We start from the raw sequence: 22,700 nt of genomic DNA on the forward strand, positions 1-22,700 counted from the left end.
ACCCGGGGCCCGCTACACCTTCAATCGCCCAGCAGCTCACCCACCGGCCGCAGGTCGTCCACCCGGTCACAGACCGACTTGATGACCATCATGATCGGCATGCCCAGCAGCAGCCCCCACACGCCCCAGATCCAGGCCCAGAAGATCACGCCCACGAACACCGCCACCGGGTTCATGCGCGAGCTGCGGCTGGTGAGCCAGGGCACCAGCAGGTTGCCCACCAGCGTGTGGATCAGCAGCGAGGTGCCCGCCACCAGCAGCGCCATGCCGATGGTGCCGAACTGCAGGAAGGCCACCAGCCCCGCGGCGCCCATCACCAGCACCGAGCCGATGTAGGGGATGAGGTTGGTGACGCCCGCGATGATGCCCCACACCGCCGCGTTCTCCAGTCCCAGCGCCCAGAAGGCCAGGCCGGTCGTCACGCCCACCAGCGCGCTGCTCAGGATCTGTACCAGCAGGTAGCGCTGGATGTGTCCCGTGATGTCGTCCAGCACATGCACCGTGACCTTCTTCTTGTGCAGGCTGGGCCCGGTCATCTTGACCAGCTTGCGCCGGAAGGTGTCGCCCGAACACAGCGCGAAATAGGTGAGGAAGAGCACCAGCGTGGCCTGGCCCGCGCCTTCCATCAGGCCGACGGTGCCGCTCCAGAGGTAGTCGCGCACGTTGAAGGGCGGCCGCTCGATGATCACGCGCTGCACGCCGCGGCGGAAGGTGGGGGGCGAGCCCTCGTTGGCGGCGCGCTCGAGGTGCTCGGCGGCCTGCTGCACGGTGTCCAGCGGGCTGGCCTTGACCGACTTGGTGCGGATGGCATTGCGCAGCTTCTGGGCCGCCGCCGGCAGCGCGTCGACCAGTTGGCCGGCGCTGCCCGCGAGCGAATAGCCGGTCCAGGCGGTGCCGCCCGTCAGGGCCAGCAGCAGCACCGCGGCGCCGGCCCAGCGGGGCAGCCGCCAGCGCTCCAGCCGGTCGACCACGGGCGAGAGGGCATAGACGAGCATCAGGCTCAGCGCCAGCGGAATCAGCACGGCCGCCGCCCAGCGCAGCGTATAGACGGTGGCCAGCACGCCCAGGATCACCAGCGAGGCGCTGCGCACATCCACCGGCATGTGCAGCAGAAGGCGCGGTGGATCGCTGCTGCCGGGCTCCGGCACGACGCCCCCGTCGCGCTCGGCCTCCGCCTCGCGGATGGCCCGGTCGGTGGCGGCCTCGGCGGCAGCTAGCGGCGGCTCAGAGGGATCCAGGGCGACGACCTGCGGCCCGTCGGCGCCCGCGCCAGGAGGCGGCACCGGGGCGCTCATTCCGCACGCTCCCGCAGCGCGTCGCGCACCGCCTGCAACTGGCGGCGCGACACGGGCACCAGCTCGGGCAGGCCCGCCAGCCGGACGGCCCAGCCGTCTGGCTCATCCCCGCCATCGTGGCGTTCCAGGGCGCGGATGGCGCCGCGCGCCACCAGCGCGCTGCGATGCACCCGCAGGAAGCGCTCGCCATGCCGCGCTTCCAGGTCGTTGAGGGAGCCGTCCAGGATCAGCTGGCGCTGCGCCGTGCGCACGGTGATGTATTTCAATTCGGCCTTCAGGTAGAGAACCTCGGACAGGGGCACGCGTTCGAGACGCGCGCGGTCCTGGATGAGCAGATGCCCGGTGTCGGGCGGCTCGGCGCGGCGCTGGCGCAGATGGCGCTGGGCACGGGCCAGCGCCTCCTGCAGGCGGGCTGCGCGCACCGGCTTGGTCAGGTAGTCGGCGACGTCGAGCTCGAAGGCACCCACCGCATGTTCGGCGTGCGCGGTGACGAACACGATGGCGGGCGCCTCGGGGCGGCCGCGCAACTGGTCGGCCAGCGCCATGCCGTCGAGGCCGGGCATGGCGATGTCCAGCAGCAGCAGGTCCACCGGCGTCTCGCGCAGCAGCGGCAGCACGGCACGGCCATCACCGGCTTCGCCCACGACTTGCGCGGCCGGCGCGCGGCAGTCCGCCAGCAGGGTGCGCAGGCGCGCGCGTGCCAGGGGTTCGTCGTCCACCAGCAGGATGCGCAGCGGCGCGGCGTCGGCGGGTAACAGGCTCATGGCTGCGTTCTTTTCGGCTTGTCCGTCGGGTCGGCGGGAATGTCGATGCGCACCCTCCAGCAGTCGCGGTCCAGGCCGGCGCTCAGGCTGGCCTGCAGGTCGTGCAGCAGTCGCAGGCGGCTGCGGACGTTGTCCAGCGCGATGCCGTGGCCGCGCGGCAGGGGCGACTCGGCCCAGCGCAGCGGCGGCAGCGTGTTGACCACCTCGATGACCACGCGGGAGCCGCGGCGTTCGGTGCGGATGCGCAGCTCGCCGCCCTCCGGGCTCGGCTCGACGCCATGGCGCACCGCGTTCTCCACCAGCGGCTGCAGCAGCAGCGGAGGCAGGCGCGCGCCGGCTGCGGCCTTGTCCAGCTGCCAGGCGATGCGAAGCCGGGGGCCGAAGCGCACCTGCTCGATGGCCAGGTAGCGCTGGGCCAGGTCGATCTCCTCGGCCAGCGACGCGGACTCGCCGGGCTCCGCGAGCGCCTGCCGGAAGAGTTCGGCCAGATCCTCCAGCATGGCCTCGGCCTGGGCCGGATCGTCGCGAACCAGGGCGATGGCGCTGTTGAGCGTGTTGAAGAGGAAGTGCGGACGGATGCGCTGTTGCAGTTCGGTGAGCCGCGCCGTGGCTGCGGCCGGCATCTGCGCCGCGGTGCGCAGGTTCATCACCCCCATGGCCGCCGCGCCGAAGAGGCCGCCCGCCCAGGCGCCCGCCAGCCACGGCGCCTGCGTGATCGCGCCCGTGCCCTGCAGCACCGCGCAGCCATACAGGCCGGCCAGCACGCCCGCGACCGCTGCCGCCAGATACTGCGGAACGGGGCGCCAACGCCCCAGGCGGCGGCGCAGCGCGCAGGCCGCGATGAGCCACAGCAGGATGGCTGGCATCACGCCGCCCGTAGCGGTGGCAAAGCGCATCAGCGCGTCGGTGGCCGACTCGGCCACGAAGGCCACCGCGACGGCAGCCAGCAGCTCGGCGGCCAGCACCACCCGGATCACCATCTCCGGCCGGCAGAAGTCGGATTGCGGCGCCATGGCCGCGCGGGCAGGGCTCGCAGGAGGGCGCGCCGATAAAATCCGGGGGTTTCGCATGGCTGGCGACGCTGAGGGGCCGCCGATTATGGCCCTGGCCTCGCGCACGACGGCGCGTCGCCCCCCCGCTGCCGCCCCTCTGTTCCACGGCCTTCCTGCCCTGCCGCTCTTCCAAGGCCCCTTGCGGCCCCGACCCATGACCCAGAACCAATTCGACAAGAAATCCGAAGCGTGGTCCGCGCTGTTCTCCGAGCCCATGAGCGAACTCGTGCAGCGCTACACCTCCAGCGTGTTCTTCGACAAGCGGCTCGCGCAGGCAGACATCGAAGGCTCGCTGGCTCATGCAGAGATGCTCGCCGCCCAGGGCATCATCGGTTCGCAGGACTTGGCCGACATCCAGCGTGGGATGGGTCAGATCCGCAGTGAGATCGAGTCCGGCAGCTTCGAGTGGAAGCTGGCCCTGGAAGACGTGCACCTGAACATCGAGGCCCGCCTGACCCAGCTGGTGGGCGATGCCGGCAAGCGCCTGCACACCGGCCGCAGCCGCAACGACCAGGTCGCCACCGACGTGCGCCTGTGGCTGCGCGGCGAGATCGACCTGATCGATGGCCTGCTGACCGACCTGCAGAAGGCGCTGGTGAAGATCGCCGCCGAGAACGTGGACGCCATCCTGCCCGGCTTCACCCACCTGCAGGTGGCCCAGCCGGTGAGCTTCGGCCACCACATGCTGGCCTACGTGGAGATGTTCGCCCGCGACGCCGAGCGCCTGGCCGACCTGCGCCGCCGCGTCAACCGCCTGCCGCTGGGCGCCGCCGCCCTGGCCGGCACCAGCTATCCGCTGGACCGCGAGCGCGTGGCCCGCACCCTGGGCATGGAAGGCGTCTGCCAGAACAGCCTGGACGCCGTGAGCGACCGCGACTTCGCCATCGAGTTCACCGCCTTCGCCAGCCTGGCGATGGTGCACGTGAGCCGCTTCAGCGAGGAACTGATCCTGTGGATGAGCCAGAACTTCGGCTTCATCCAGATCGCCGACCGGTTCACCACCGGCTCGTCGATCATGCCGCAGAAGAAGAACCCCGACGTGCCCGAGCTGGCACGCGGCAAGACCGGCCGCGTGGTCGGCCACCTGATGGGCCTGATCACCCTGATGAAGGGCCAGCCCCTGGCCTACAACAAGGACAACCAGGAAGACAAGGAGCCGCTGTTCGACACCGTCGACACGCTCAAGGACACGCTGCGCATCTTTGCCGAGATGGTGGGCGGCATCACGGTGCGCCGCGAGGCCATGGAGGCCGCCGCCCTGCGCGGCTACGCCACCGCCACCGACCTGGCCGACTACCTGGTCAAGAAGGGCCTGCCCTTCCGCGACGCGCATGAGACGGTCGCTCATGCCGTCAAGACCGCCATCGCCCAGGGCGTGGACCTGTCGCAGCTGCCGCTGGCCACGCTGCAGCAGTTCAACCCGGCGATCCAGGACGACGTGTTCGGCGTGCTGAGCCTGCGTGGCTCGCTGGAAGCCCGCAACACGCTGGGCGGCACGGCGCCGGTTCAGGTGACGGCGCAGATCGCGCGGCACCGGGCGCGGCTGGGGGACTGAGCGGCTGAGCGGCTGAGCGGCTGAGCGGGGCATTCACGCACGATGAAGAGCGCTGTTGTAGCCATTGCAGATCAGTTCACCAAAATCCGTTCAGGCTGAATCAGTTCACCCAAACCCGTTCGGGCTGAATCAATCCACCAAAGCCCGTTCGGGCTGAGCTTGTCGAAGCCGGGTGCAAGCCCTTCGACAAGCTCAGGGCGAACGGATGAATTGACTGGCATGGGGCGTCGCGGCGCCCTTCTCGTTCAGGACTGGGCCGCGCCGCGCGGGTCAGCCCCCCGTTTCCGCTGCCACCGCCTTGAGCAACTCCAGCGCCGCCGCCTGCGTGCGCGTGACCGGCCGCTGCGCACTCAGCGCCACGTGCGCCTGGACTTTCAGCCGCGGCGGGCCGATGGGCCGCACGCTGAAGGCGGAAGGCCGGATCGAGGTCTGCACGGCCCGCCGCGCCAGGATGGCGCAGCCGGCGCCGTCGGCCACCAGGTCCAGGATGGCGGGCACGCCGTCGATCTCCAGCGCGATCTGCGGCTCGCAGCCCAGCGCCGCCATCTCCGACTCCACATGCATGCGCACCGCATTGGGCCGGCTGGGGATGATGAGCGGCAGCTTCGCCACCTCGGCCAGCGGGATGGGCGGCGGCGGCGGGTCTTCGGCCAGGCCGGGCGGGCGGGCCTGCACCAGCATCAGTTCCTCGGTCATCAGCGGCGAGATGTCCAGGCCGGCGATGGGCTTGGCTTCGTAGAGCACGGCGATGTCCAGCCGACCGGCGGACAGGGCTTCGTGCATGGAGATCGACAGGCCCTCGCTGATCGACAGCCGCGCCTCGGGCAGCTCGCGACGGAAGCGCCGGGTCAGCGGCACGGCCAGCGCGCGCGCCACCGTGGGCGGCAGGCCCAGCGCCACCCGGCCCGCCAGGCCGCCGCGCACCCGCGCCAGCTCCTCCTGCGCCCGCTGCACCTGGTGCAGGATGCCGCGGCCGTGCTCCAGCAGCAGCGCGCCGGCTTCGGTCGGCGTCACGCCGCGGCCGTTGCGCACCAGCAGGTTCTGGCGCAGCTCCACCTCCAGCGTGCGCACCTGGCGGCTGAGGGCGGGCTGGGCGATGTCGAGCGCCAGCGCGGCGCGGGTGAAGCTGCCCAGCTCCACGACCCGGACGAAGTACTCCAGCTGTTTCAGATCCATGACGTCAGACGCATATCGACACGCATGCTATAGCAGTTTGTTCTAGCTGCTAGTCGATCTGCCCCCTGGAGGCGGACCGGGCCACGGCACAGAATGGGCGCTGCCTTCCAGACCCGCGGCCGGTTGTCACCGGCCCGCCCCGCCCCCTCCCAGGAGACGCCATGCCGAAATCCAACGGTCAGCCGCTGATCATCGACTGCCACGGCCACTACACCACCGCCCCCAAGGCCCTCGAGAACTGGCGCAATGCCCAGATCGCCGGCATCAAGGACCCGTCGGCCAAGCCCAACCCGGCCGACCTGAAGATCAGCGACGACGAACTGCGCGAATCCATCGAGCAGAACCAGCTGCGCCTGATGAAGGAACGCGGCAGCGACCTGACCATCTTCAGCCCGCGCGCCAGCTTCATGGCCCACCACATCGGCGACTTCGAGGTCTCCAGCACCTGGGCCGCCATCTGCAACGAGCTGTGCTACCGCGTGAGCGAGCTCTTTCCGGACAACTTCATCGGCGCGGCCATGCTGCCCCAGTCGCCGGGCGTGGACCCCAAGACCTGCATCCCCGAGCTGGAGAAGTGCGTCAAGGAATACGGCTTCGTCGGCATCAACCTGAACCCCGACCCCTCGGGCGGCCACTGGACCAGCCCGCCGCTGACCGACCGCCACTGGTACCCCATCTACGAAAAGATGGTGGAGTACGACATCCCGGCCATGGTGCACGTGAGCACCAGCTGCAACGCCTGCTTCCACACCACCGGCGCGCACTACCTCAACGCCGACACCACGGCCGTGATGCAGTGCATCCAGGGCGACCTGTTCAAGGACTTCCCGACGCTGAAGTTCGTGATTCCCCACGGCGGCGGCGCGGTGCCCTACCACTGGGGCCGCTTCCGCGGCCTGGCGCAGGAGATGAAGAAGCCGCTGCTCGAAGAGCACCTGCTCAACAACATCTTCTTCGACACCTGCGTCTACCACCAGCCGGGCATCGACCTGCTGACCAAGGTGATCCCGGTCAAGAACATCCTGTTCGCCTCGGAAATGATCGGCGCCGTGCGCGGCATCGACCCGCAGACCGGCCACTACTACGACGACACCAAGCGCTATGTGAGCGCCACCGCCAACCTGACGGACGACGAGCGCTTCCAGGTCTTCGAAGGCAACGCGCGCCGGGTCTTCCCGCGCCTGGATGCCGCCCTGAAGGCGAAGAGCCTGTAACCCTTCCGGAGATACCAACATGTATGAACTAGGCGTCGTTTACCGCAACATCCAGCGCACCGACCGCGAGACCGCGGACGGCCTGGCCGCCCTGGGCTCGGCCACCGTCCACGAGGCCATGGGCCGCGTGGGCCTGCTCAAGCCCTACATGCGCCCGATCTATCCGGGCCAGCAGGTGTCCGGCACGGCTGTCACCGTGCTGCTGCACCCCGGCGACAACTGGATGCTGCACGTCGCGGCCGAGCAGATCCAGCCCGGCGACATCGTGGTGGCCGCCATCACCGCCGAATGCACCGACGGCTACTTCGGCGACCTGCTGGCCACCAGCTTCCAGGCCCGCGGCGCCCGCGCCCTGGTGATCGACGCCGGCGTGCGCGACGTCAAGACGCTGCAGGAGATGAACTTCCCCGTGTGGAGCAAGTGCATCAGCAGCAAGGGCTGCATCAAGGCCACCATCGGCTCGGTCAACATCCCCGTGGTGTGCGCCGGCATGCTGGTGACGCCCGGCGACGTGATCGTGGCCGACGACGACGGCGTGGTCTGCGTGCCGCGCGCCATCGCCGCCAAGACGCTCGAAGCCGCCCGCAAGCGCGAGTCCTTCGAGGGCGAGAAGCGCGCCAAGCTGGCCAGCGGCGTGCTGGGCCTGGACATGTACAAGATGCGCGAGCCGCTGGCGGCCGCGGGCCTCAAGTACATCGACTGAGCGCGTTGCCGGCGCCCGCCGGCATCCGCTGCCCGCAGAGAAGAACACGGAGACGACCATGACCCTTTCCCGCCGCCAGCTGATCGCCACCGGCCCGCTGGCCGCTGCCTCCGCCTGGCTCGCGCCCACGCTGGCCACTGCGCAGACGGGCTACCCGACCAAGCCCGTGCGCGTGCTGGTCGGCTACTCGGCCGGGGGCGCCGTGGACGCGGTCGCCCGCAGCGTGGGCCAGGCCCTGGCGGCCAGCCTGGGCCAGCCCTTCGTGATCGACAACCGGCCCGGTGCCGGCACCAACATCGCGGTCAAGGCCACCATCGACGCGCCCGCCGACGGCTACACGCTGATGGTGGCGGCCAATGCGCTGGCGGCCAACATGGCGCTGTACCAGCCCATGCCCTTCGATGCCGAGCGCGACCTGGTGCCGGTGTCGCTGATCGGCCGCGTGCCGGTGGTGATCGCCGCCAATGCCAGCGCGCCCTTCAGCACCATCCAGCAGCTGATCGCGGCGGCCAAGGCCAAGCCCGATGGCCTCTCCTTCGCGTCGCCGGGCAACGGCTCGACGCCGCACATGGCGGTGGAGTTCTTCGAGCGCGCCGCCGGCATTCGCCTGCAGCATGTGCCCTACCGCGGCGGCGCCCAGGCGCTCACGGACGTGATCGGCGGCCAACTGCCGCTGGTGGCCATCAATGCGCTGGAGGCTCAGCCGCACGTGAAGAGCGGCAAGCTCAAGGTGCTGGCCGCCCTGAGCCCCAACCGCAGCGCCGTCTTCCCCGACGTGCCCACCATCGCCGAATCCGGCTTCCCGGGTTTCGAGGCCTCGGTGTGGTACGGCATCGTGGCCCCGGCGGCCACGCCGCGGCCCATCGTCACCCAGCTGCATGCCGAGGTGCAGAAGGCGCTGCAGACGCCGGCCGTGCGCGAGCGCATGGCCCAGGTCGGCGGCGAGGTGCTGCCCGGCAGCATCGAGCAGTTCGCCCAGCTCATCCACTCGGAGCGCGTGCGCTACGAGAAGCTGGTGCGCGAAGCCGGCATCAAGCCCGACTGACCCCGGTCGGCCCCCTCACTCCCCAGGAGCAACGCTCATGAGCAAACCCACCACAGGCCCCTTCGAGAAAACCGCCGGCTGGCTGGACTGGTACACCGGTCCCAGCAAGCCGAAGTTCCAGGTGCCGGCCGGCAGCGTCGATGCGCACTGCCACGTCTTCGGCCCCGGCGCGGAGTTTCCCTACGCGCCCGAGCGCAAGTACACGCCCTGCGACGCCAGCAAGGCGCAGCTCTTCGCGCTGCGCGACCACCTGGGCTTTGCGCGCAACGTGATCGTGCAGGCCACCTGCCACGGCGCGGACAACCGCGCGCTGGTCGATGCGCTGCAGTCGTCGGATGGCAAGGCGCGCGGCGTGGCCACGGTCAAGCGCAGCGTGACGGACGAGGAGCTGCAGGCCCTGCATGCCGCCGGCGTGCGCGGCGTGCGCTTCAACTTCGTCAAGCGCCTGGTGGACTTCACGCCCAAGGACGAGCTGATGGAGATCGCCGGCCGCATCGCCAAGCTGGGCTGGCACGTGGTCATCTACTTCGAGGCGGTGGACCTGCCCGAGCTGTGGGACTTCTTCACCGCGCTGCCGACCACGGTGGTGGTGGACCACATGGGCCGCCCCGACGTGACCAAGCCGGTGGATGGCCCCGAGTTCGCGCTGTTCGAGAAATTCATGCGCGAGCACAGCAATGTGTGGAGCAAGGTGAGCTGCCCCGAGCGCCTGTCGGTGGCCGGCCCCAAGGCGCTGGACGGCGAGCAGAGCGCCTACCGCGACGTGGTGCCCTTCGCCCGCCGCATCGTCGAGCAGTTCCCCGACCGCGTGCTGTGGGGCACCGACTGGCCGCACCCCAACCTGAAGGACCACATGCCCGACGACGGCCTGCTGGTGGACTTCATCCCGCACATCGCGACGACGCCGGCACTGCAGAAGAAGCTCCTGGTCGACAACCCCATGAAGCTCTATTGGCCGGAGGAGGTCTGACATGGCCCTCGACAAACCCTACCTGGACGTGCCCGGCACGATCATCTTCGACGCCGAGCAGAGCCGCAAAGGCTACTGGCTCAACCAGTTCTGCATGAGCCTGATGAAGGCCGAGAACCGCGAGCGCTTCAAGGCCGACGAACGTGCCTACCTCGACGAATGGCCGATGACCGAGGAGCAGAAGCAGGCCGTGCTGGCCCGCGACCTCAACTGGTGCATGCGAACCGGCGGCAACATCTACTTCCTCGCCAAGATCGGCGCCACCGATGGCAAGAGCTTCCAGCAGATGGCGGGCTCGATGACCGGCATGACCGAAGAGGAATACCGCAACATGATGATCAACGGCGGCCGCCGCGTGGACGGCAACCGCTACGTGGGCGAGGACGGCGATGCGCAAGCCCATCGCCAGCCGCAGGGCGCCCACCACCCCACCAAGGCGAACTGACATGGCCCGCATCACCGCATCCGTCTACACCTCGCACGTGCCTGCCATCGGCGCGGCACTGGACCTGGGCAAGACGAAGGAAGACTACTGGAAGCCGCTGTTCGCGGGCTACGACTTCTCCAAGCAATGGATGAAGGACAACAAGCCCGACGTCGTCATCCTGGTCTTCAACGACCATGCCACGGCCTTCAGCCTGGACATGATTCCCACCTTCGCCATCGGCACGGCGGCCGAGTACCAGCCGGCCGACGAGGGCTGGGGCCCGCGCCCGGTGCCCAAGGTGGTGGGCCACCCCGAGCTGGCCAGCCACATCGCGCAGAGCGTGATCCAGCAGGACTTCGACCTCACCATCGTCAACAAGATGGATGTGGACCATGGCCTGACGGTGCCCCTGTCGCTGATGTGCGGCGAGCAGGACCCGAAGAACGGCGCCTGGCCCTGCCCGGTGATCCCCTTCGCGGTCAACGTGGTGCAGTACCCGGTGCCGAGCGGCCAGCGCTGCTTCAACCTGGGCCGTGCCATCCGCAAGGCCGTCGAGAGCTTCGACGAGGACCTCAACGTGCACATCTGGGGCACCGGCGGCATGAGCCACCAGCTGCAGGGCGCACGGGCCGGCCTGATCAACTCGGAATGGGACAACAAGTTCCTGGACCGCCTGATCGCCGAACCCGCCGAACTGGCCAAGGTGCCGCACATCGAGTACGTGCGCGAAGCCGGCAGCGAGGGCATCGAGCTGGTGATGTGGCTGATCGCCCGCGGCGCCATGGGCGACATCGCCGGCGGCCCGGCGCCCAGGCTGGCGCACCGCTTCTTCCACGTGCCGGCCTCCAACACCGCCGTGGGCCATCTCATCCTGGAAGACCAGGCCTGACCAACCATCCACAGAAAGCCAACACCGACATGACCATCAAAGTCGCACTCGCCGGCGCCGGCGCCTTCGGCATCAAGCACCTGGACGGCATCAAGAACATCCCCGACGTCGAGGTGATCTCCCTCATCAGCCGCGATCTGGGCAAGACCCAGGAAGTGGCCGACAAGTACGGCATCAAGCACGTCACCACCGATCTGGCCGACAGCCTGGCCATCCAGGAGCTGGACGCCGTCATCCTGTGCACGCCCACGCAGATGCATGCCGCCCAGACCAAGGCCTGCCTGCAGGCCGGCAAGCATGTGCAGGTGGAGATTCCCCTGTGCGACGTGCTCAAGGAGGGCGAGGAAGTGCTGGCGCTGCAGAAGCAGGTCGGCAAGGTGGCCATGGTGGGCCACACCCGCCGCTTCAACCCCAGCCACCAGTACGTGCACAAGAAGATCCAGGCCGGCGAATTCAACATCCAGCAGATGGATGTGCAGACCTACTTCTTCCGCCGCACCAACATGAATGCGCTGGGCCAGCCGCGCAGCTGGACCGACCACCTGCTGTGGCACCACGCCGCCCACACCGTGGACCTGTTCGCCTACCAGGCCGGCAGCCCGATCGTGAAGGCCAATGCCGTGCAGGGCCCGATCCACAAGGACCTGGGCATCGCCATGGACATGAGCATCCAGCTGCAGGCCGCCAATGGCGCCATCTGCACGCTGTCGCTCTCGTTCAACAACGACGGCCCGCTGGGCACCTTCTTCCGCTACATCGGCGACACCGCGACCTACATCGCGCGCTACGACGACCTGGTGCAGTCGCACAGCAAGGGCGCCGAAGAGCCGGTGGACGTGAGCAAGGTCGACGTGTCGATGAACGGCATCGAGCTGCAGGACCGCGAGTTCTTCGCCGCGATCCGCGAAGGCCGCGAGCCCAACAGCAGCGTGGCCCAGGTGCTGCCCTGCTACCAGGTGCTGCACCAGCTGGAGCAGCAGCTCGCCGGCTGAGGCACGGCCCGGGGTTCGGATCGCTTGATCCGGCCAAAATAACCCGGGTAAAATTGCGGGCAGGTGCTGAGGGGCGCCTGCCCGCACAAGAGGCTCTCACCCTCCCGACTCGTTTCTCTTCTTCCGTGGACAGACCGCGGTCTTCGTTCGAGCCCCATGCGGGACCGGCTCGCCGACGAGGACCTGGAGCACTGCCATGACCCCTTCCCTTTCCCTGCAGGCCCGTCGCGAGTTGACGCGCCAGTACAAGCAGGCCTTTCCCGCCATGGGCATCTATGTCCTGCGCTGCGACGCCGCCGGGCTGCTGCGCGTGGGCAGCAGCCGCCATCTGGACGGCATCTTCAACCGCCTGCGCTTCGAACTCATGCGTGGCGCCCATCGCGACCGGGCCCTGCAATCGGCCTGGAACACGCACGGCGCCGAAGCCTTCCGCTTCGAGGTCGTCGACCGCGTGAAGGAGCGCGACGATCCCGCCTTCGACTACGACGCAGAACTGGGGACGCTGCTGGCGCTGTGGGAGGCCGAGTTGCTGTCACCCGCGGCCGACGGCGGCGCACGACAAGGAGGTGGCGCATGAGCCGGCTGACCGACGCCCAGGCCATGCGGCTCGGCCTGGCGCTCGCCCGCGCCCATGTGCGCCAGCAGCAGCGCCTGGATGAACGGCTGGGCATGTGGCACGGCCTCGACACGAAGGACTTCCTGCTGCTCGATGCGCTGACGCAGGCATCGCATGGACGTCTGCCCACGCTGCAGCTCGCACAGGCCCTGCACATCGCGCCCTCGGCGCTCGTCCGGCAACTGATGCCCCTGGAGAAGACCGGCCTCGTTGCACGCGAGGCTGGCGCCCTGCTGCTTCGGCCCGCCGGCCGGCAACTGCATGCCGAAGCCGCGCAGACCGTGGGTGCGGTGTGCGCCAAGGCCTGGGCCGGCGTCGGTCTGGACCTGTGCGGCCCGGACGCGCTGCAGGCGCAGCTCGATGCCGTGGCACGCAGCGCCGTCACCCCGACACCGTCTGCGGCGCCCGCGCCATGAGCGAGCAGCCGCTTGGGCAGAAGCCTGTCCGCGACGAGGTCCCGATGGAGCGCGCCAAGGTTCCGGCGGAGGAGCTCAAGGTGCGTGCCCGCGTGCGCCTGAATGGCGCCCGCCGCGAGGGCCGCGGCGATGACCGCACCCTGGGCGACCATCTGCAGGCCGCGGCGCGCGAACTCGGCTTCCTGCACTGGGACCATGCCCGCCGCGTGCTCGGCGGCCTGGCCGCGCCGGGCGATGACATGGGCGACTTCTGGCACGCGCCGCGCACGGGCCTGCTGCTGCACCTCTGGTTCGCGCGCCATGACGAGGCAGCGCCGGTGCTCGCGACGCAGCCGGGCGGCTTCCTGCTCCCCTACCGCCGCCAGTGCTTCATCGTGCAGGCACCCTTCATCGAAGACCTGGGCCTCGACGCGACCGACCCCGCCTGGCGGGCCCTCGGTCACGACCTCGTGGCCGGCTACGGCACGGCGGCCTGGCAGCACCTGGCCTGGCAAAGAATCCGTGCACCGCTTTCAACCTTCCAACCCCGACTAAGCTCTGCCCATGCACACACGACGTATCGCGAACTTTGAGGTCTCGGCCATCGGCCTGGGCTGCATGAACCTGAGTCACGCCTATGGCGTGCCGCCCTCGCCCGAGCAGGGCGAGCGCGTGCTGCTGGCCGCGCTGGATGCCGGCGTGACCCTGTTCGACACCGCCGCGCTCTACGGCTTCGGCGCCAACGAGGAACTGGTGGGCCGCGTGCTGAAGAAGCACCGCCAGCAGTTCACGCTCTGCAGCAAGGGCGGCATGGCGGGCGTGAAGGGCGAGGACGGCGTGATGCGCCGCGTGATCGACGGCCGCCCCGCCACGCTGCGCCGCAACTGCGAGGACAGCCTGCGCCGCCTGAACACCGACGTCATCGACCTCTACTACCTTCACCGCTGGGACAAGAAGGTGCCCATCGAGGATTCGGTGGGCGAGATGTCGCGCCTGATCGAAGAGGGCAAGGTGCGCGCGCTGGGTCTGTCGGAAGTCTCGGCCGGCACGCTGCGCAAGGCCGCCGCCGTGCATCCCATCGCCGCCGTGCAGACCGAGTATTCGCTCTGGACGCGCAACCCCGAGATCGCCGTGCTGGCCGCCTGCCGCGAACTGGGCACCGCCTTCGTGGCCTTCAGCCCGCTGGCCCGGGCCTACCTGACGGGCCGCCTCACGGACGTGGCCGCGCTGGACGCCAAGGACATCCGCCGGCCCATGCCGCGCTTCTCGGCCGAGCACTATCCGCGCAACCTCTCGCTGCTCTCCGGCTTCGAGGCCCTGGCGCAAGAAGCCGGCTGCACGCCCGCCCAACTGGCACTGGCCTGGCTGCTGGCGCAGGGCGAGGACATCCTCCCCATCCCCGGCACCACCAGCCTGGACCATCTGCACGAGGACCTGGCCGCGGCCGACCTCCGACCGCCCGCCGACGTGATCGCCCGCGCCGGCGAGCTCATCAACCAGCGCACCGTGAGCGGTCCGCGCTACCCGGCACAGGCCACGCAGGAAGTGGACACGGAAGAGTTCGCGGGCTGACGCCCGGCCTCAAATGGCCACGAGCTGGCGGACGCCGTCCGCCGCCATGTCCTTGCCCAGCCCACGTGCGATGACCTCGCCGCGCTCCATCACCAGGTAGTGGTCGGCCAGCTCCTCGGCGAAGTCGTAGTACTGCTCGCACAGCACGATGGCCATCTTCTGGCCCTTCCAGCCCTCGTCGGCCAGGCGGCGGATGGCGCGGCCGATGTCCTTGATGATGCTGGGCTGGATGCCTTCGGTGGGCTCGTCCAGGATCAGCATCTTCGGCCCCGGGGCCAGCGCGCGGGCGATGGCCAACTGCTGCTGCTGGCCACCCGACAGGTCGCCGCCGCGCCGGTGCAGCATCTGCTTGAGCACCGGGAACAGCTCGTAGAGCTCGGGCGCGATGGGCGTCGATGCACTGCGGTAGGCCAGGCCCATGCGCAGGTTCTCTTCGACCGTCAGCCGCGCGAAGATCTCGCGGCCCTGCGGCACGAAACCCATGCCGGCGCGGGCGCGCTCGTAGGGCGTCTTCTTGTGCACCGGCTGGCCGTCGAACTCGATGCTGCCGCTCTTGATCGGCACCAGGCCCATGAGCGACTTCAGCAGCGTGGTCTTGCCCACGCCGTTGCGGCCCAGCAGCACGGTGACCTGGCCCAGCGGCGCCTCGAAGCTCAGGTCCCGCAGGATGTGCGAGCCGCCGTAGTACTGGTGGATGTTCTTGACCTTCAGCATGGCTCAACGTCCTAGATAAACCTCGATCACCCGCTCGTCCGACTGGACTTCGTCGAGCGTGCCCTGCGCCAGCACCGAGCCGTCGCACAGCACGGTGACGATCTCGGAGATGGTGCGGATGAAGCTCATGTCGTGCTCCACCACCATCAGCGAATGCTTGCCCTTGAGCGTGAGGAAGAGCTCGGCGGTGCGCGCCGTCTCCTCGTCGGTCATGCCCGCCACGGGCTCGTCGAGCAGCAGCAGCTTCGGGTCCTGCATGAGCAGCATGCCGATCTCCAGCCACTGCTTCTGGCCATGGCTCAGCGTGCCGGCCATGCGGTTGACGCTGTCGGCCAGGTGGATGGTCTGCAGGATCTCGGCCAGCCGGTCGGCCTGGGCCGAGTCGAGCTTGAAGAACATCGACGGCTTCACGCGCTTGTCGGTCTTGAGCGCCAGCTCCAGGTTCTCGAACACGGTCAGGTGCTCGAACACCGTCGGCTTCTGGAACTTGCGGCCGATGCCCAGCTGCGCGATCTCGGCCTCGCGGTGGCGCAGCAGGTCGATGGTGCTGCCGAAGTACACGGTGCCTTCGTCGGGCCGCGTCTTGCCGGTGATGATGTCCATCATCGTGGTCTTGCCCGCACCGTTGGGCCCGATGATGCAGCGCAGCTCGCCAGGCGCGATGTCCAGGCTCAGCTTGTTGATGGCCTTGAAGCCGTCGAAGCTCACGCTCACGTCTTCCAGGTACAGGATGCGGCCGTGGGCCACGTCCACCTCGCCGGACACCGCGGGCCGGCCGTAGCCGGCGGTGCGGCCACCGGATTCGGTGGATGCGCCCGCAGGCAGGCCCTGGGCGCGGGCATGGCGCTCGGCGCCGGCTTCCATCAGGTCGGGCGTCATGCCTGGGCTCCCTTGGGTTCGACATGCACGGTGGGCAGGGCGGCGGGCTCCACGCCCTCCTCCCTGGCCAGCGCGCGCTGGGCTTCCTCGCGGCCGGTGGGGGCCACGGGCTCGGCGGCGACCTCGGCCTTGCCGCGGTTCATCAGCCGGCGCACCAGCCCCACGATGCCGTCGGGCAGGAACAGCGTGACCGCGATGAAGAGCGCGCCCAGAAAGTACAGCCAGTATTCCGGCGCCACCACCGTCAGCCAGCTCTTGGCACCGTTGACCAGGAAGGCGCCGACGATGGGTCCGATGAGCGTCGCGCGTCCGCCGACGGCCGTCCAGATGGCGATCTCGATGGAGTTGGCGGCGCTCATCTCGCCCGGGTTGATGATGCCCACCTGCGGCACGTACAGCGCGCCGGCCACGCCGCACATCATGGCCGAGATGACCCAGATGCTGAGCTTGTAGGGCAGCGGGTTGTAGCCGCAGAACATGGTGCGCGACTCGGCATCGCGGATGGCCTGCAGCACGCGGCCGTACTTGCTGCCGATCAGCCACTTGGCGAACAGGAAGAAGCCCAGCAGCACCGCGCCGGTGAGGGCGAAGATCGTCATGCGCATCTCCTGCGTGGCGATCGGAATGCCCAGGATGCGCTTGAAGTCGGTGAAGCCGTTGTTGCCGCCGAAGCCGGTCTCGTTGCGGAAGAACAGCAGCATGGCCGCGAAGGTCATGGCCTGCGTGATGATCGAGAAGTACACGCCCTTGATGCGCGAGCGGAAGGCGAAGTAGCCGAAGACCAGCGCCAGCAGGCCCGGCACCACCACCACCATCAGCATCTGGAAAACGAAGCTGTCGCTGAAGGTCCAGTGCCAGGGGAGCGTCTTCCAGTCGAGGAAGACCATGAAGTCCGGCAGGTCGCTCTTGTAGTTGCCGTCGCGGCCGATCTGCCGCATGAGGTACATGCCCATCATGTAGCCGCCCAGCGCGAAGAACAGGCCGTGGCCCAGCGACAGGATGCCGGTGTAGCCCCAGATCAGGTCCATGGCCAGCGCGCAGATGGCGTAGCACATGATCTTGCCAAGCAGCGCCACCGCATAGTCGCTGAGGTGGAAGGCACTGCCGTCGGGCACCCACAGGTTGAGCACCGGCGCCAGGCCGCACGCCACGATCAGCGCGATGAAGAAGGCGGTCCAGCCTTTGCCGCTGAGCAGCGGGGCTTTGGAGGGAAGTTGAACGGATGTCGTCATGGCATCAGGCCTCGGCACTGCGGCCCTTGATCGCGAAGATGCCCTGCGGCCGCTTCTGGATGAACACGATGATGAAGACCAGGATGGCGATCTTGGCCAGCACCGCGCCCGCCCAGCCTTCGATGAACTTGTTGAGCACGCCCAGGCCCAGGGCCGCGTAGACGGTGCCGGCCAGCTGGCCCACGCCGCCCATCACCACCACCATGAAGCTGTCGACGATGTAGCTCTGGCCCAGGTCGGGCCCCACATTGCCGATCTGGCTGAGCGCGCAGCCCGCCAGGCCGGCGATGCCCGAGCCCAGCGCGAAGGCGTAGGTGTCCACCCGCGCCGTGTTCACGCCCATGCACGAGGCGATGGGCCGGTTCTGCGTCACGCCGCGCACGAAGAGACCCAGGCGCGTGCGGCTGATCAGCCAGGCCATGGACGCGAGCACGAGCCCGGCGAAGATGATGATGCCGATGCGGTTCCAGGGCAGCACGAGGTTGGAGAGGACTTCCAGCCCGCCGCTCATCCAGCCGGGGTTCTCCACACCCACGTTCTGCGCGCCGAAGATCGTGCGCACCAGCTGCTGCAGCATCAGGCTGATGCCCCAGGTGGCCAGCAGCGTCTCCAGCGGCCGGCCGTACAGGAAGCGGATCACGCCCCGCTCCAGCACCGCGCCCACCAGGGCCGAGGCCATGAACGAGACCGGGATGGCCGCCACCAGGTACCAGCCGAACATCGATTCCGGCAGGAAGCGCTGGAACACGCCCTGCATCACATAGGTGGCATAGGCGCCGATCATCATCAGCTCGCCATGGGCCATGTTGATCACGCCCATCAGGCCGTAGGTGATGGCCAGGCCCAGGGCTGCCAGCAGCAGCACCGAGCCCAGGCTGATGCCGCTGAACACCACGCCCAGCCGGTCGCCCCACACCAGCGCGCCATCGATGGACGCGATGCTGGCCTGGATGGCGGCCTTGACCTGCGGGTCGGTCTCGTCGGCCAGGCGCTGGTTGAGCAGCAGCTTGGTGTCGGGGTTCTTGTTGTCGCCCAACGCCTTGGCAGCGGCCAGGCGCTTGGCGGCGTCTGCGCTCGACAGCATGGAGGCGTCGCGCACCAGCATCAGCTTGGCCTTGACCTTGGCGCTCTGCTCGGCGGCCAGGGCCTTCTCGACCAGCGGAACGCGCGATTCGTCGGGCTCCTTGAAGAGGGCGTCGGCGGCTTCGAGCCGCACGGCTTCGTCGGGGCTGGTGAGCTGCAGCGCGGCCTGCGCGGCATCGAGCGCGCCGCGCATCAGGTTGTTGTTGACCACGTCCTCGGCCTCGGCCGGCACCTTCACCTCGGCGCCGGTGACCGGGTCGAAGCCCTTGTCGTCCTTCATGACGTAGGCCTGCTTGTCGGTGAACTTCACCGCCTCATCCACCAGGGCCTGCAGGAAAGCCTTGGTCTTCTCGTCGGCCACGGCGACGGCCTTGTTGATGGCGGCGATGCGGCTTTCGGCATCGCCCGAGGCCATGGCCAGGGCCTCGTCGGCCGTCAGCGCCCGAGTCGGCCCAGCCAATACCAGCAGGGCAAGACATGCCATCTGCATGAACAAGCGGAGAGGTGTTTTCACGTCGTCCTCGACATAAACAAGAAAGGCCCGATCCCGACAAGCAAGATCGAGCCTGTGCGCCCGTCAACCCAGGGCAAGCGAAGCGAAGCCCGTTCGCACGCACCCGCGGAACCGGCTTTGCCGGGCCGCCGGGTGCGCCCCTTGAGGGGGATTCGGCTACACGAAGTGAGCAAGAAACGGGGTGGTCGTCAAACCTTCGATTTGCCGTCGGGTTCGTCCTTCTTCTTGTCGTTGCCTTCGATGTACGGGCTCCAGGGCTTGGCCTTGACCGGCTCCTTGGTCTTCCACACCACCTTGAACTGGCCATCGGCCTGGATCTCGCCGATGAACACCGACTTGTGCAGGTGGTGGTTCTTCTCGTCCATCTTGCTCACGATGCCCGAGGGCGCGTTGAAGGTCTGGCCGGCCATGGCGGCGATGACCTTGTCGACGTCGGTGGACTTGGCCTTCTCGACGGCCTGCTTCCACATGTTGATGCCGATGTAGGTGGCCTCCATCGGGTCGTTGGTCAGCGGCTTGTCCTTGTGGCCGGGGATGTTCTTGGCCTTGGCGTAGGCGGACCACTTCTTGATGAACTCGGTGTTGGCCGGGCTCTTGATGCTCATGAAGTAGTTCCAGGCGGCCAGGTGGCCCACCAGCGGCTTGGTGTCGACGCCGCGCAGCTCTTCTTCGCCCACCGAGAAGGCGACCACCGGCACGTCCTTGGCCTTCAGGCCGGCGTTGCCCAGTTCCTTGTAGAAGGGCACGTTGGAGTCGCCGTTGATGGTGGACACCACGGCCGTCTTGCCGCCCTGGCTGAACTTCTTGATGTCGGCGACGATGGTCTGGTAGTCGCTGTGGCCGAAGGGGGTGTACTTCTCGTCGATGTCGCTGTCCTTCACGCCCTTGCTCTTGAGGTAGGCGCGCAGGATCTTGTTGGTGGTGCGGGGGTACACGTAGTCGGTGCCGAGCAGCACCCAGCGCTTGGCGGCGCCGCCTTCCTTGCTCATCAGGTAGTCGACGGCGGGAATGGCCTGCTGGTTGGGCGCGGCGCCGGTGTAGAACACGTTCTTGGACAGCTCTTCACCCTCGTACTGCACGGGGTAGAACAGCAGGCCGTTCATCTCTTCGACGACCGGCAGCACCGACTTGCGCGACACCGAGGTCCAGCAGCCGAAGATCACGGCGACCTTGTCCTGGCCCAGCAGCTGCTTGGTCTTCTCGGCGAACAGGGGCCAGTTGGAGGCCGGGTCCACCACGACGGGCTCGAGCTTCTTGCCCAGCACGCCGCCTTTGGCGTTGATCTCGTCGATGGCCATCAGCACCGTGTCCTTGAGCACGGTCTCGGAGATGGCCATGGTGCCGGACAGCGAGTGCAGCACGCCGACCTTGATGGTGTCCTGCTGGGCAAAGGCGGGCGCGGCGCCGAGGCTGGCGAGGGCGACGCTGGCGGTCAGCGCCTTGAGGGTGAAGCGACGTTGCATGGCTGCTCTTCTCCTGGGGTTTCGGTTGGCAAGGGATGGAAGGAACGGGATGGAGTCTCCTTGCCGGGCCCCGGGCGGGCTATACGCCGGGTGGCGTACATGCCGCGAAGGCGCGGCGCGCGAAGTCCCAGAACAGCCGGCCCGCGTCCGGCCCCGCCGGATCGGCATAGCTGCCCCGGGCGCTGCCGCCGCTCCAGGCGTGACCCAGCGCCTCGATCTCCACCAGCCGCACCTCCAGCACCCGGCCGCGGCGGTAGTCCGTCACCTGCATGGGAAGGCGTTTGCCGCGTTGCTGGATCACGGGCTCGGTGGCCTCGGCGCCGACGGCCTGCGCCCAGACCTCGGCGGCCAGGCGGCCGGCCGCAGGACGCACCACCGTGTCGCGTCCGCCCTGCACCACCAGCAACCGCGGCAGCATGGCGGCGCCGTCCGCCGCCAGATCGAGCACGGGCGCGCGCCGGCCCGCCATGGCGCCCAGCGCCTGGCGCGCGGAGGTCGCGGCACCCGGCGCCACGCCCGAATGCATCATCACGGCCTGCAGCCGCTCGGGCGCGCGCATGGCAAGCCGCGCCGCCAGCCCCGCCCCGGCCGACAGCCCTGCCACGGCGATGCGCGAGGCGTCGGCACCGTAGAGCAGGCAGGCCTGGTCGATGGCGGCCAGCACCAGGCCCACCTCGGCATCGGCCCGCTGTTCGGCAAACCAGTTCCAGCAGCCTTCGGGATTGGCCAGCGCCGACTGCTGCGGATAGAGCACCAGGAAGCCCTCGCGCCGCGCCAGCGCGTTCATGCGCGAGCCGATGGCGAAGTCCCGCGCCGACTGCCGGCAGCCGTGCAGCATCACCACCAGCGGCAGCCCGCGCACCGGCCGCCCGGGCACGGGCGGCGGCACGAACAGGTGATAGCGGCAGGCCCCGCCGGCCGCGAAGGCGATCCCGGCCAGCCAGTCACCCGGCCCCGGCGGCGGCCGACTGCTCTCCGCCGCCGCGTCGCGCACGCGCGTGGCCACGCCCTGCCCCGCGCGAGTGAGCGCGCCCGTGACCGCCTTCAACTGCCGTTGATAAGCCTTCGCGAAAGTGCGGCCGAGAGAAGGAGGACGACGGGGCATGGCGCAGCCTTGGAGAAGCAAAGCGCTGAATGCTTCGCCACCCGCCGCCGCCCGTCAATCAGCGGACTGCCCTGCGCCGCGCCGGCCATCGCAGAGGCACCGCGGGGCCTGGGCAGGGCTAATAGACCTCTGGAACGATCATGCTCTGGGGCACGGGCTGGCGGAAGTAGTCGGGGTGCCGCTCGCGGTCCGGCAGTGCGATGGGCGGATGCTCCACCTCGCGGTAAGGCATCTGCCCCAGCAGGTGGGTGATGCAGTTCAGGCGCGCCTTCTTCTTGTCCACCGCCTGAACCACCCACCACGGCGCCTCGGGGATGTGGGTGCGCTCCAGCATCGCCTCCTTGGCCTTGGTGTAGTCCTCCCAGCGGCGGCGGCTTTCCAGGTCCATGGGGCTGAGCTTCCACTGCTTGAGCGGATCGTGGATGCGGCCCAGGAAGCGCAGATGCTGCTCCTCGTCGGTGATGGAGAACCAGTACTTGATCAGCCGGATGCCCGAGCGCACCAGCATCTTCTCGAACTCGGGGACGGTGCGGAAAAACTCCTCCAGCTCGTCGTCGGTGCAGAAGCCCATCACCTTCTCGACGCCGGCGCGGTTGTACCAGCTGCGGTCGAACAGCACCATCTCGCCGGCCGCCGGCAGGTGCGACACATAGCGCTGGAAGTACCACTGCGTGCGCTCGCGGTCATTGGGCGCCGGCAGTGCCGCCACGCGGGCCACCCGCGGGTTCAGGCGCTGGGTGATGCGCTTGATCACGCCCCCTTTGCCCGCCGCGTCGCGGCCCTCGAACAGGATCACCACCTTCTGGCCGGTGTGCTGCACCCAGTCCTGCAGCTTGACCAGCTCGCCCTGCAGGCGAAAGAGCGCCTCGAAGTAGGTGCGGCGCGGCAGGCCGCCTTCCTCGTGCTGCAGCTTGCCGTCGGGGCCGATCACGCGGTCCTCCAGCTCCAGCTCGATCTCCTCGTCGTAGCCGTCGATCAGATCCTCGGCGATGCGGCGCATCAGCACGTCATGGTCGGTGGGCGTGAAGTCGGAAGAAGGCATGGC

General features: G+C 68.8%; 23 protein-coding genes. 12 read left to right on the plus strand and 11 right to left on the minus strand.

Annotated elements, in window-relative coordinates:
* Positions 1-20: 20 nt before the first annotated feature.
* From L0984_RS05725 to L0984_RS05735, 3 genes are read right to left on the minus strand one after another with little or no spacing between them, the layout of a single operon-like run.
* The gene (locus L0984_RS05725; protein WP_234192806.1) at positions 21-1,295 is read right to left on the minus strand and encodes an AI-2E family transporter; all 1,275 of its coding nucleotides are present in this window, start codon (positions 1,293-1,295) and stop codon (positions 21-23) included.
* Positions 1,292-2,059, minus strand: coding sequence for a LytR/AlgR family response regulator transcription factor (locus tag L0984_RS05730; RefSeq protein WP_234192807.1), 768 nt, complete (start codon positions 2,057-2,059; stop codon positions 1,292-1,294). Before L0984_RS05730 ends, L0984_RS05725 begins: the two co-directional genes overlap by 4 nt.
* Positions 2,056-3,129 (minus strand): sensor histidine kinase, encoded by a 1,074-nt coding sequence (locus L0984_RS05735; RefSeq protein WP_370645898.1) that lies wholly within the window; start codon positions 3,127-3,129, stop codon positions 2,056-2,058. Before L0984_RS05735 ends, L0984_RS05730 begins: the two co-directional genes overlap by 4 nt.
* Positions 3,130-3,265: 136 nt before the next feature.
* On the opposite strand from L0984_RS05735, the gene argH reads away from it, so the two are divergent.
* Positions 3,266-4,666, plus strand: a complete 1,401-nt coding sequence (argH, locus tag L0984_RS05740; protein ID WP_234192809.1) for an argininosuccinate lyase — start codon at positions 3,266-3,268, stop codon at positions 4,664-4,666.
* Positions 4,667-4,936: 270 nt separating this feature from the next.
* Here the strand turns inward: argH and L0984_RS05745 are convergent, their stop codons facing one another.
* Complete coding sequence (locus L0984_RS05745) at positions 4,937-5,842, minus strand: LysR substrate-binding domain-containing protein (RefSeq protein WP_234192810.1); 906 nt, start codon at positions 5,840-5,842, stop codon at positions 4,937-4,939.
* Between the two features lie 185 nt (positions 5,843-6,027).
* On the opposite strand from L0984_RS05745, the gene L0984_RS05750 reads away from it, so the two are divergent.
* The 11 genes from L0984_RS05750 (at position 6,028) to L0984_RS05800 (ending at position 14,665) form a co-directional block, all read left to right on the plus strand.
* A complete protein-coding gene (locus tag L0984_RS05750) occupies positions 6,028-7,056 on the plus strand; it encodes an amidohydrolase family protein (RefSeq protein WP_058640584.1) in 1,029 nt (342 codons plus the stop codon).
* Positions 7,057-7,075: 19 nt separating this feature from the next.
* Positions 7,076-7,759 carry a 4-carboxy-4-hydroxy-2-oxoadipate aldolase/oxaloacetate decarboxylase gene (gene ligK / locus L0984_RS05755; RefSeq protein WP_114802689.1) on the plus strand — a complete coding sequence of 228 codons (684 nt, stop codon included), beginning with the start codon at positions 7,076-7,078 and terminating at the stop codon, positions 7,757-7,759.
* A gap of 58 nt (positions 7,760-7,817) precedes the next feature.
* A complete protein-coding gene (locus L0984_RS05760; protein ID WP_234192811.1) occupies positions 7,818-8,804 on the plus strand; it encodes a Bug family tripartite tricarboxylate transporter substrate binding protein in 987 nt (328 codons plus the stop codon).
* Positions 8,805-8,841: 37 nt separating this feature from the next.
* The gene (locus tag L0984_RS05765; RefSeq protein WP_234192812.1) at positions 8,842-9,774 is read left to right on the plus strand and encodes an amidohydrolase family protein; all 933 of its coding nucleotides are present in this window, start codon (positions 8,842-8,844) and stop codon (positions 9,772-9,774) included.
* A gap of 1 nt (position 9,775) precedes the next feature.
* On the plus strand, positions 9,776-10,219 hold the full coding sequence (gene ligA / locus L0984_RS05770; protein ID WP_017761586.1) for a protocatechuate 4,5-dioxygenase subunit alpha: 444 nt from the start codon (positions 9,776-9,778) through the stop codon (positions 10,217-10,219).
* A gap of 1 nt (position 10,220) precedes the next feature.
* Positions 10,221-11,090, plus strand: coding sequence for a class III extradiol dioxygenase subunit beta (locus tag L0984_RS05775; protein ID WP_234192813.1), 870 nt, complete (start codon positions 10,221-10,223; stop codon positions 11,088-11,090).
* 29 nt (positions 11,091-11,119) lie between these two features.
* Positions 11,120-12,082 (plus strand): Gfo/Idh/MocA family oxidoreductase, encoded by a 963-nt coding sequence (locus L0984_RS05780; protein ID WP_234192814.1) that lies wholly within the window; start codon positions 11,120-11,122, stop codon positions 12,080-12,082.
* A gap of 196 nt (positions 12,083-12,278) precedes the next feature.
* A complete protein-coding gene (locus tag L0984_RS05785; RefSeq protein WP_234192815.1) occupies positions 12,279-12,659 on the plus strand; it encodes a GIY-YIG nuclease family protein in 381 nt (126 codons plus the stop codon).
* Positions 12,656-13,114, plus strand: a complete 459-nt coding sequence (locus L0984_RS05790; RefSeq protein WP_234192816.1) for a MarR family winged helix-turn-helix transcriptional regulator — start codon at positions 12,656-12,658, stop codon at positions 13,112-13,114. The genes L0984_RS05785 and L0984_RS05790 overlap by 4 nt, the downstream gene beginning before the upstream one ends.
* Positions 13,111-13,686 (plus strand): hypothetical protein, encoded by a 576-nt coding sequence (locus L0984_RS05795; RefSeq protein ID WP_234192817.1) that lies wholly within the window; start codon positions 13,111-13,113, stop codon positions 13,684-13,686. The genes L0984_RS05790 and L0984_RS05795 overlap by 4 nt, the downstream gene beginning before the upstream one ends.
* Positions 13,658-14,665, plus strand: a complete 1,008-nt coding sequence (locus tag L0984_RS05800; protein WP_234192818.1) for an aldo/keto reductase — start codon at positions 13,658-13,660, stop codon at positions 14,663-14,665. The genes L0984_RS05795 and L0984_RS05800 overlap by 29 nt, the downstream gene beginning before the upstream one ends.
* Before the next feature lie 9 nt (positions 14,666-14,674).
* Here L0984_RS05800 and urtE read toward each other — a convergent pair whose 3' ends face one another.
* The 7 genes from urtE to ppk2 form a co-directional block, all read right to left on the minus strand.
* Positions 14,675-15,379 (minus strand): urea ABC transporter ATP-binding subunit UrtE, encoded by a 705-nt coding sequence (gene urtE, locus L0984_RS05805; RefSeq protein WP_234192819.1) that lies wholly within the window; start codon positions 15,377-15,379, stop codon positions 14,675-14,677.
* A 3-nt stretch (positions 15,380-15,382) separates the two neighbouring features.
* The gene (gene urtD / locus L0984_RS05810) at positions 15,383-16,258 is read right to left on the minus strand and encodes an urea ABC transporter ATP-binding protein UrtD (RefSeq protein WP_234192820.1); all 876 of its coding nucleotides are present in this window, start codon (positions 16,256-16,258) and stop codon (positions 15,383-15,385) included.
* Complete coding sequence (gene urtC, locus L0984_RS05815; RefSeq protein ID WP_234192821.1) at positions 16,255-17,490, minus strand: urea ABC transporter permease subunit UrtC; 1,236 nt, start codon at positions 17,488-17,490, stop codon at positions 16,255-16,257. Before urtC ends, urtD begins: the two co-directional genes overlap by 4 nt.
* A 4-nt stretch (positions 17,491-17,494) precedes the next feature.
* Positions 17,495-19,063: an urea ABC transporter permease subunit UrtB gene (urtB, locus tag L0984_RS05820; protein WP_234192822.1), complete on the minus strand. Its 1,569-nt coding sequence runs from the start codon at positions 19,061-19,063 to the stop codon at positions 17,495-17,497.
* 212 nt (positions 19,064-19,275) lie between these two features.
* Positions 19,276-20,550, minus strand: coding sequence for an urea ABC transporter substrate-binding protein (gene urtA / locus L0984_RS05825; RefSeq protein ID WP_234192823.1), 1,275 nt, complete (start codon positions 20,548-20,550; stop codon positions 19,276-19,278).
* A 79-nt stretch (positions 20,551-20,629) separates the two neighbouring features.
* The gene (locus tag L0984_RS05830; protein ID WP_234192824.1) at positions 20,630-21,655 is read right to left on the minus strand and encodes an extracellular catalytic domain type 1 short-chain-length polyhydroxyalkanoate depolymerase; all 1,026 of its coding nucleotides are present in this window, start codon (positions 21,653-21,655) and stop codon (positions 20,630-20,632) included.
* Between the two features lie 118 nt (positions 21,656-21,773).
* Positions 21,774-22,697, minus strand: a complete 924-nt coding sequence (gene ppk2, locus L0984_RS05835) for a polyphosphate kinase 2 (protein WP_234192825.1) — start codon at positions 22,695-22,697, stop codon at positions 21,774-21,776.
* Positions 22,698-22,700 lie beyond the last annotated feature (3 nt).

The organism is Pseudacidovorax sp. NFM-22, assembly GCF_021401245.1.
Classification (GTDB): Bacteria; Pseudomonadota; Gammaproteobacteria; order Burkholderiales; family Burkholderiaceae_C; genus Xenophilus.

Coding starts and splice junctions, on each gene's coding strand:
- L0984_RS05725 (WP_234192806.1), bottom strand. CDS start 1,295: ATGAGCGCCCCGGTGCCGCCTCCTGGCGCGGGCGCCGACGGGCCGCAG.
- L0984_RS05730 (WP_234192807.1), bottom strand. CDS start 2,059: ATGAGCCTGTTACCCGCCGACGCCGCGCCGCTGCGCATCCTGCTGGTG.
- L0984_RS05735 (WP_370645898.1), bottom strand. CDS start 3,129: ATGCGAAACCCCCGGATTTTATCGGCGCGCCCTCCTGCGAGCCCTGCC.
- argH (WP_234192809.1), top strand. CDS start 3,266: ATGACCCAGAACCAATTCGACAAGAAATCCGAAGCGTGGTCCGCGCTG.
- L0984_RS05745 (WP_234192810.1), bottom strand. CDS start 5,842: ATGGATCTGAAACAGCTGGAGTACTTCGTCCGGGTCGTGGAGCTGGGC.
- ligK (WP_114802689.1), top strand. CDS start 7,076: ATGTATGAACTAGGCGTCGTTTACCGCAACATCCAGCGCACCGACCGC.
- L0984_RS05760 (WP_234192811.1), top strand. CDS start 7,818: ATGACCCTTTCCCGCCGCCAGCTGATCGCCACCGGCCCGCTGGCCGCT.
- L0984_RS05765 (WP_234192812.1), top strand. CDS start 8,842: ATGAGCAAACCCACCACAGGCCCCTTCGAGAAAACCGCCGGCTGGCTG.
- ligA (WP_017761586.1), top strand. CDS start 9,776: ATGGCCCTCGACAAACCCTACCTGGACGTGCCCGGCACGATCATCTTC.
- L0984_RS05775 (WP_234192813.1), top strand. CDS start 10,221: ATGGCCCGCATCACCGCATCCGTCTACACCTCGCACGTGCCTGCCATC.
- L0984_RS05780 (WP_234192814.1), top strand. CDS start 11,120: ATGACCATCAAAGTCGCACTCGCCGGCGCCGGCGCCTTCGGCATCAAG.
- L0984_RS05785 (WP_234192815.1), top strand. CDS start 12,279: ATGACCCCTTCCCTTTCCCTGCAGGCCCGTCGCGAGTTGACGCGCCAG.
- L0984_RS05790 (WP_234192816.1), top strand. CDS start 12,656: ATGAGCCGGCTGACCGACGCCCAGGCCATGCGGCTCGGCCTGGCGCTC.
- L0984_RS05795 (WP_234192817.1), top strand. CDS start 13,111: ATGAGCGAGCAGCCGCTTGGGCAGAAGCCTGTCCGCGACGAGGTCCCG.
- L0984_RS05800 (WP_234192818.1), top strand. CDS start 13,658: ATGCACACACGACGTATCGCGAACTTTGAGGTCTCGGCCATCGGCCTG.
- urtE (WP_234192819.1), bottom strand. CDS start 15,379: ATGCTGAAGGTCAAGAACATCCACCAGTACTACGGCGGCTCGCACATC.
- urtD (WP_234192820.1), bottom strand. CDS start 16,258: ATGACGCCCGACCTGATGGAAGCCGGCGCCGAGCGCCATGCCCGCGCC.
- urtC (WP_234192821.1), bottom strand. CDS start 17,490: ATGACGACATCCGTTCAACTTCCCTCCAAAGCCCCGCTGCTCAGCGGC.
- urtB (WP_234192822.1), bottom strand. CDS start 19,063: ATGCAGATGGCATGTCTTGCCCTGCTGGTATTGGCTGGGCCGACTCGG.
- urtA (WP_234192823.1), bottom strand. CDS start 20,550: ATGCAACGTCGCTTCACCCTCAAGGCGCTGACCGCCAGCGTCGCCCTC.
- L0984_RS05830 (WP_234192824.1), bottom strand. CDS start 21,655: ATGCCCCGTCGTCCTCCTTCTCTCGGCCGCACTTTCGCGAAGGCTTAT.
- ppk2 (WP_234192825.1), bottom strand. CDS start 22,697: ATGCCTTCTTCCGACTTCACGCCCACCGACCATGACGTGCTGATGCGC.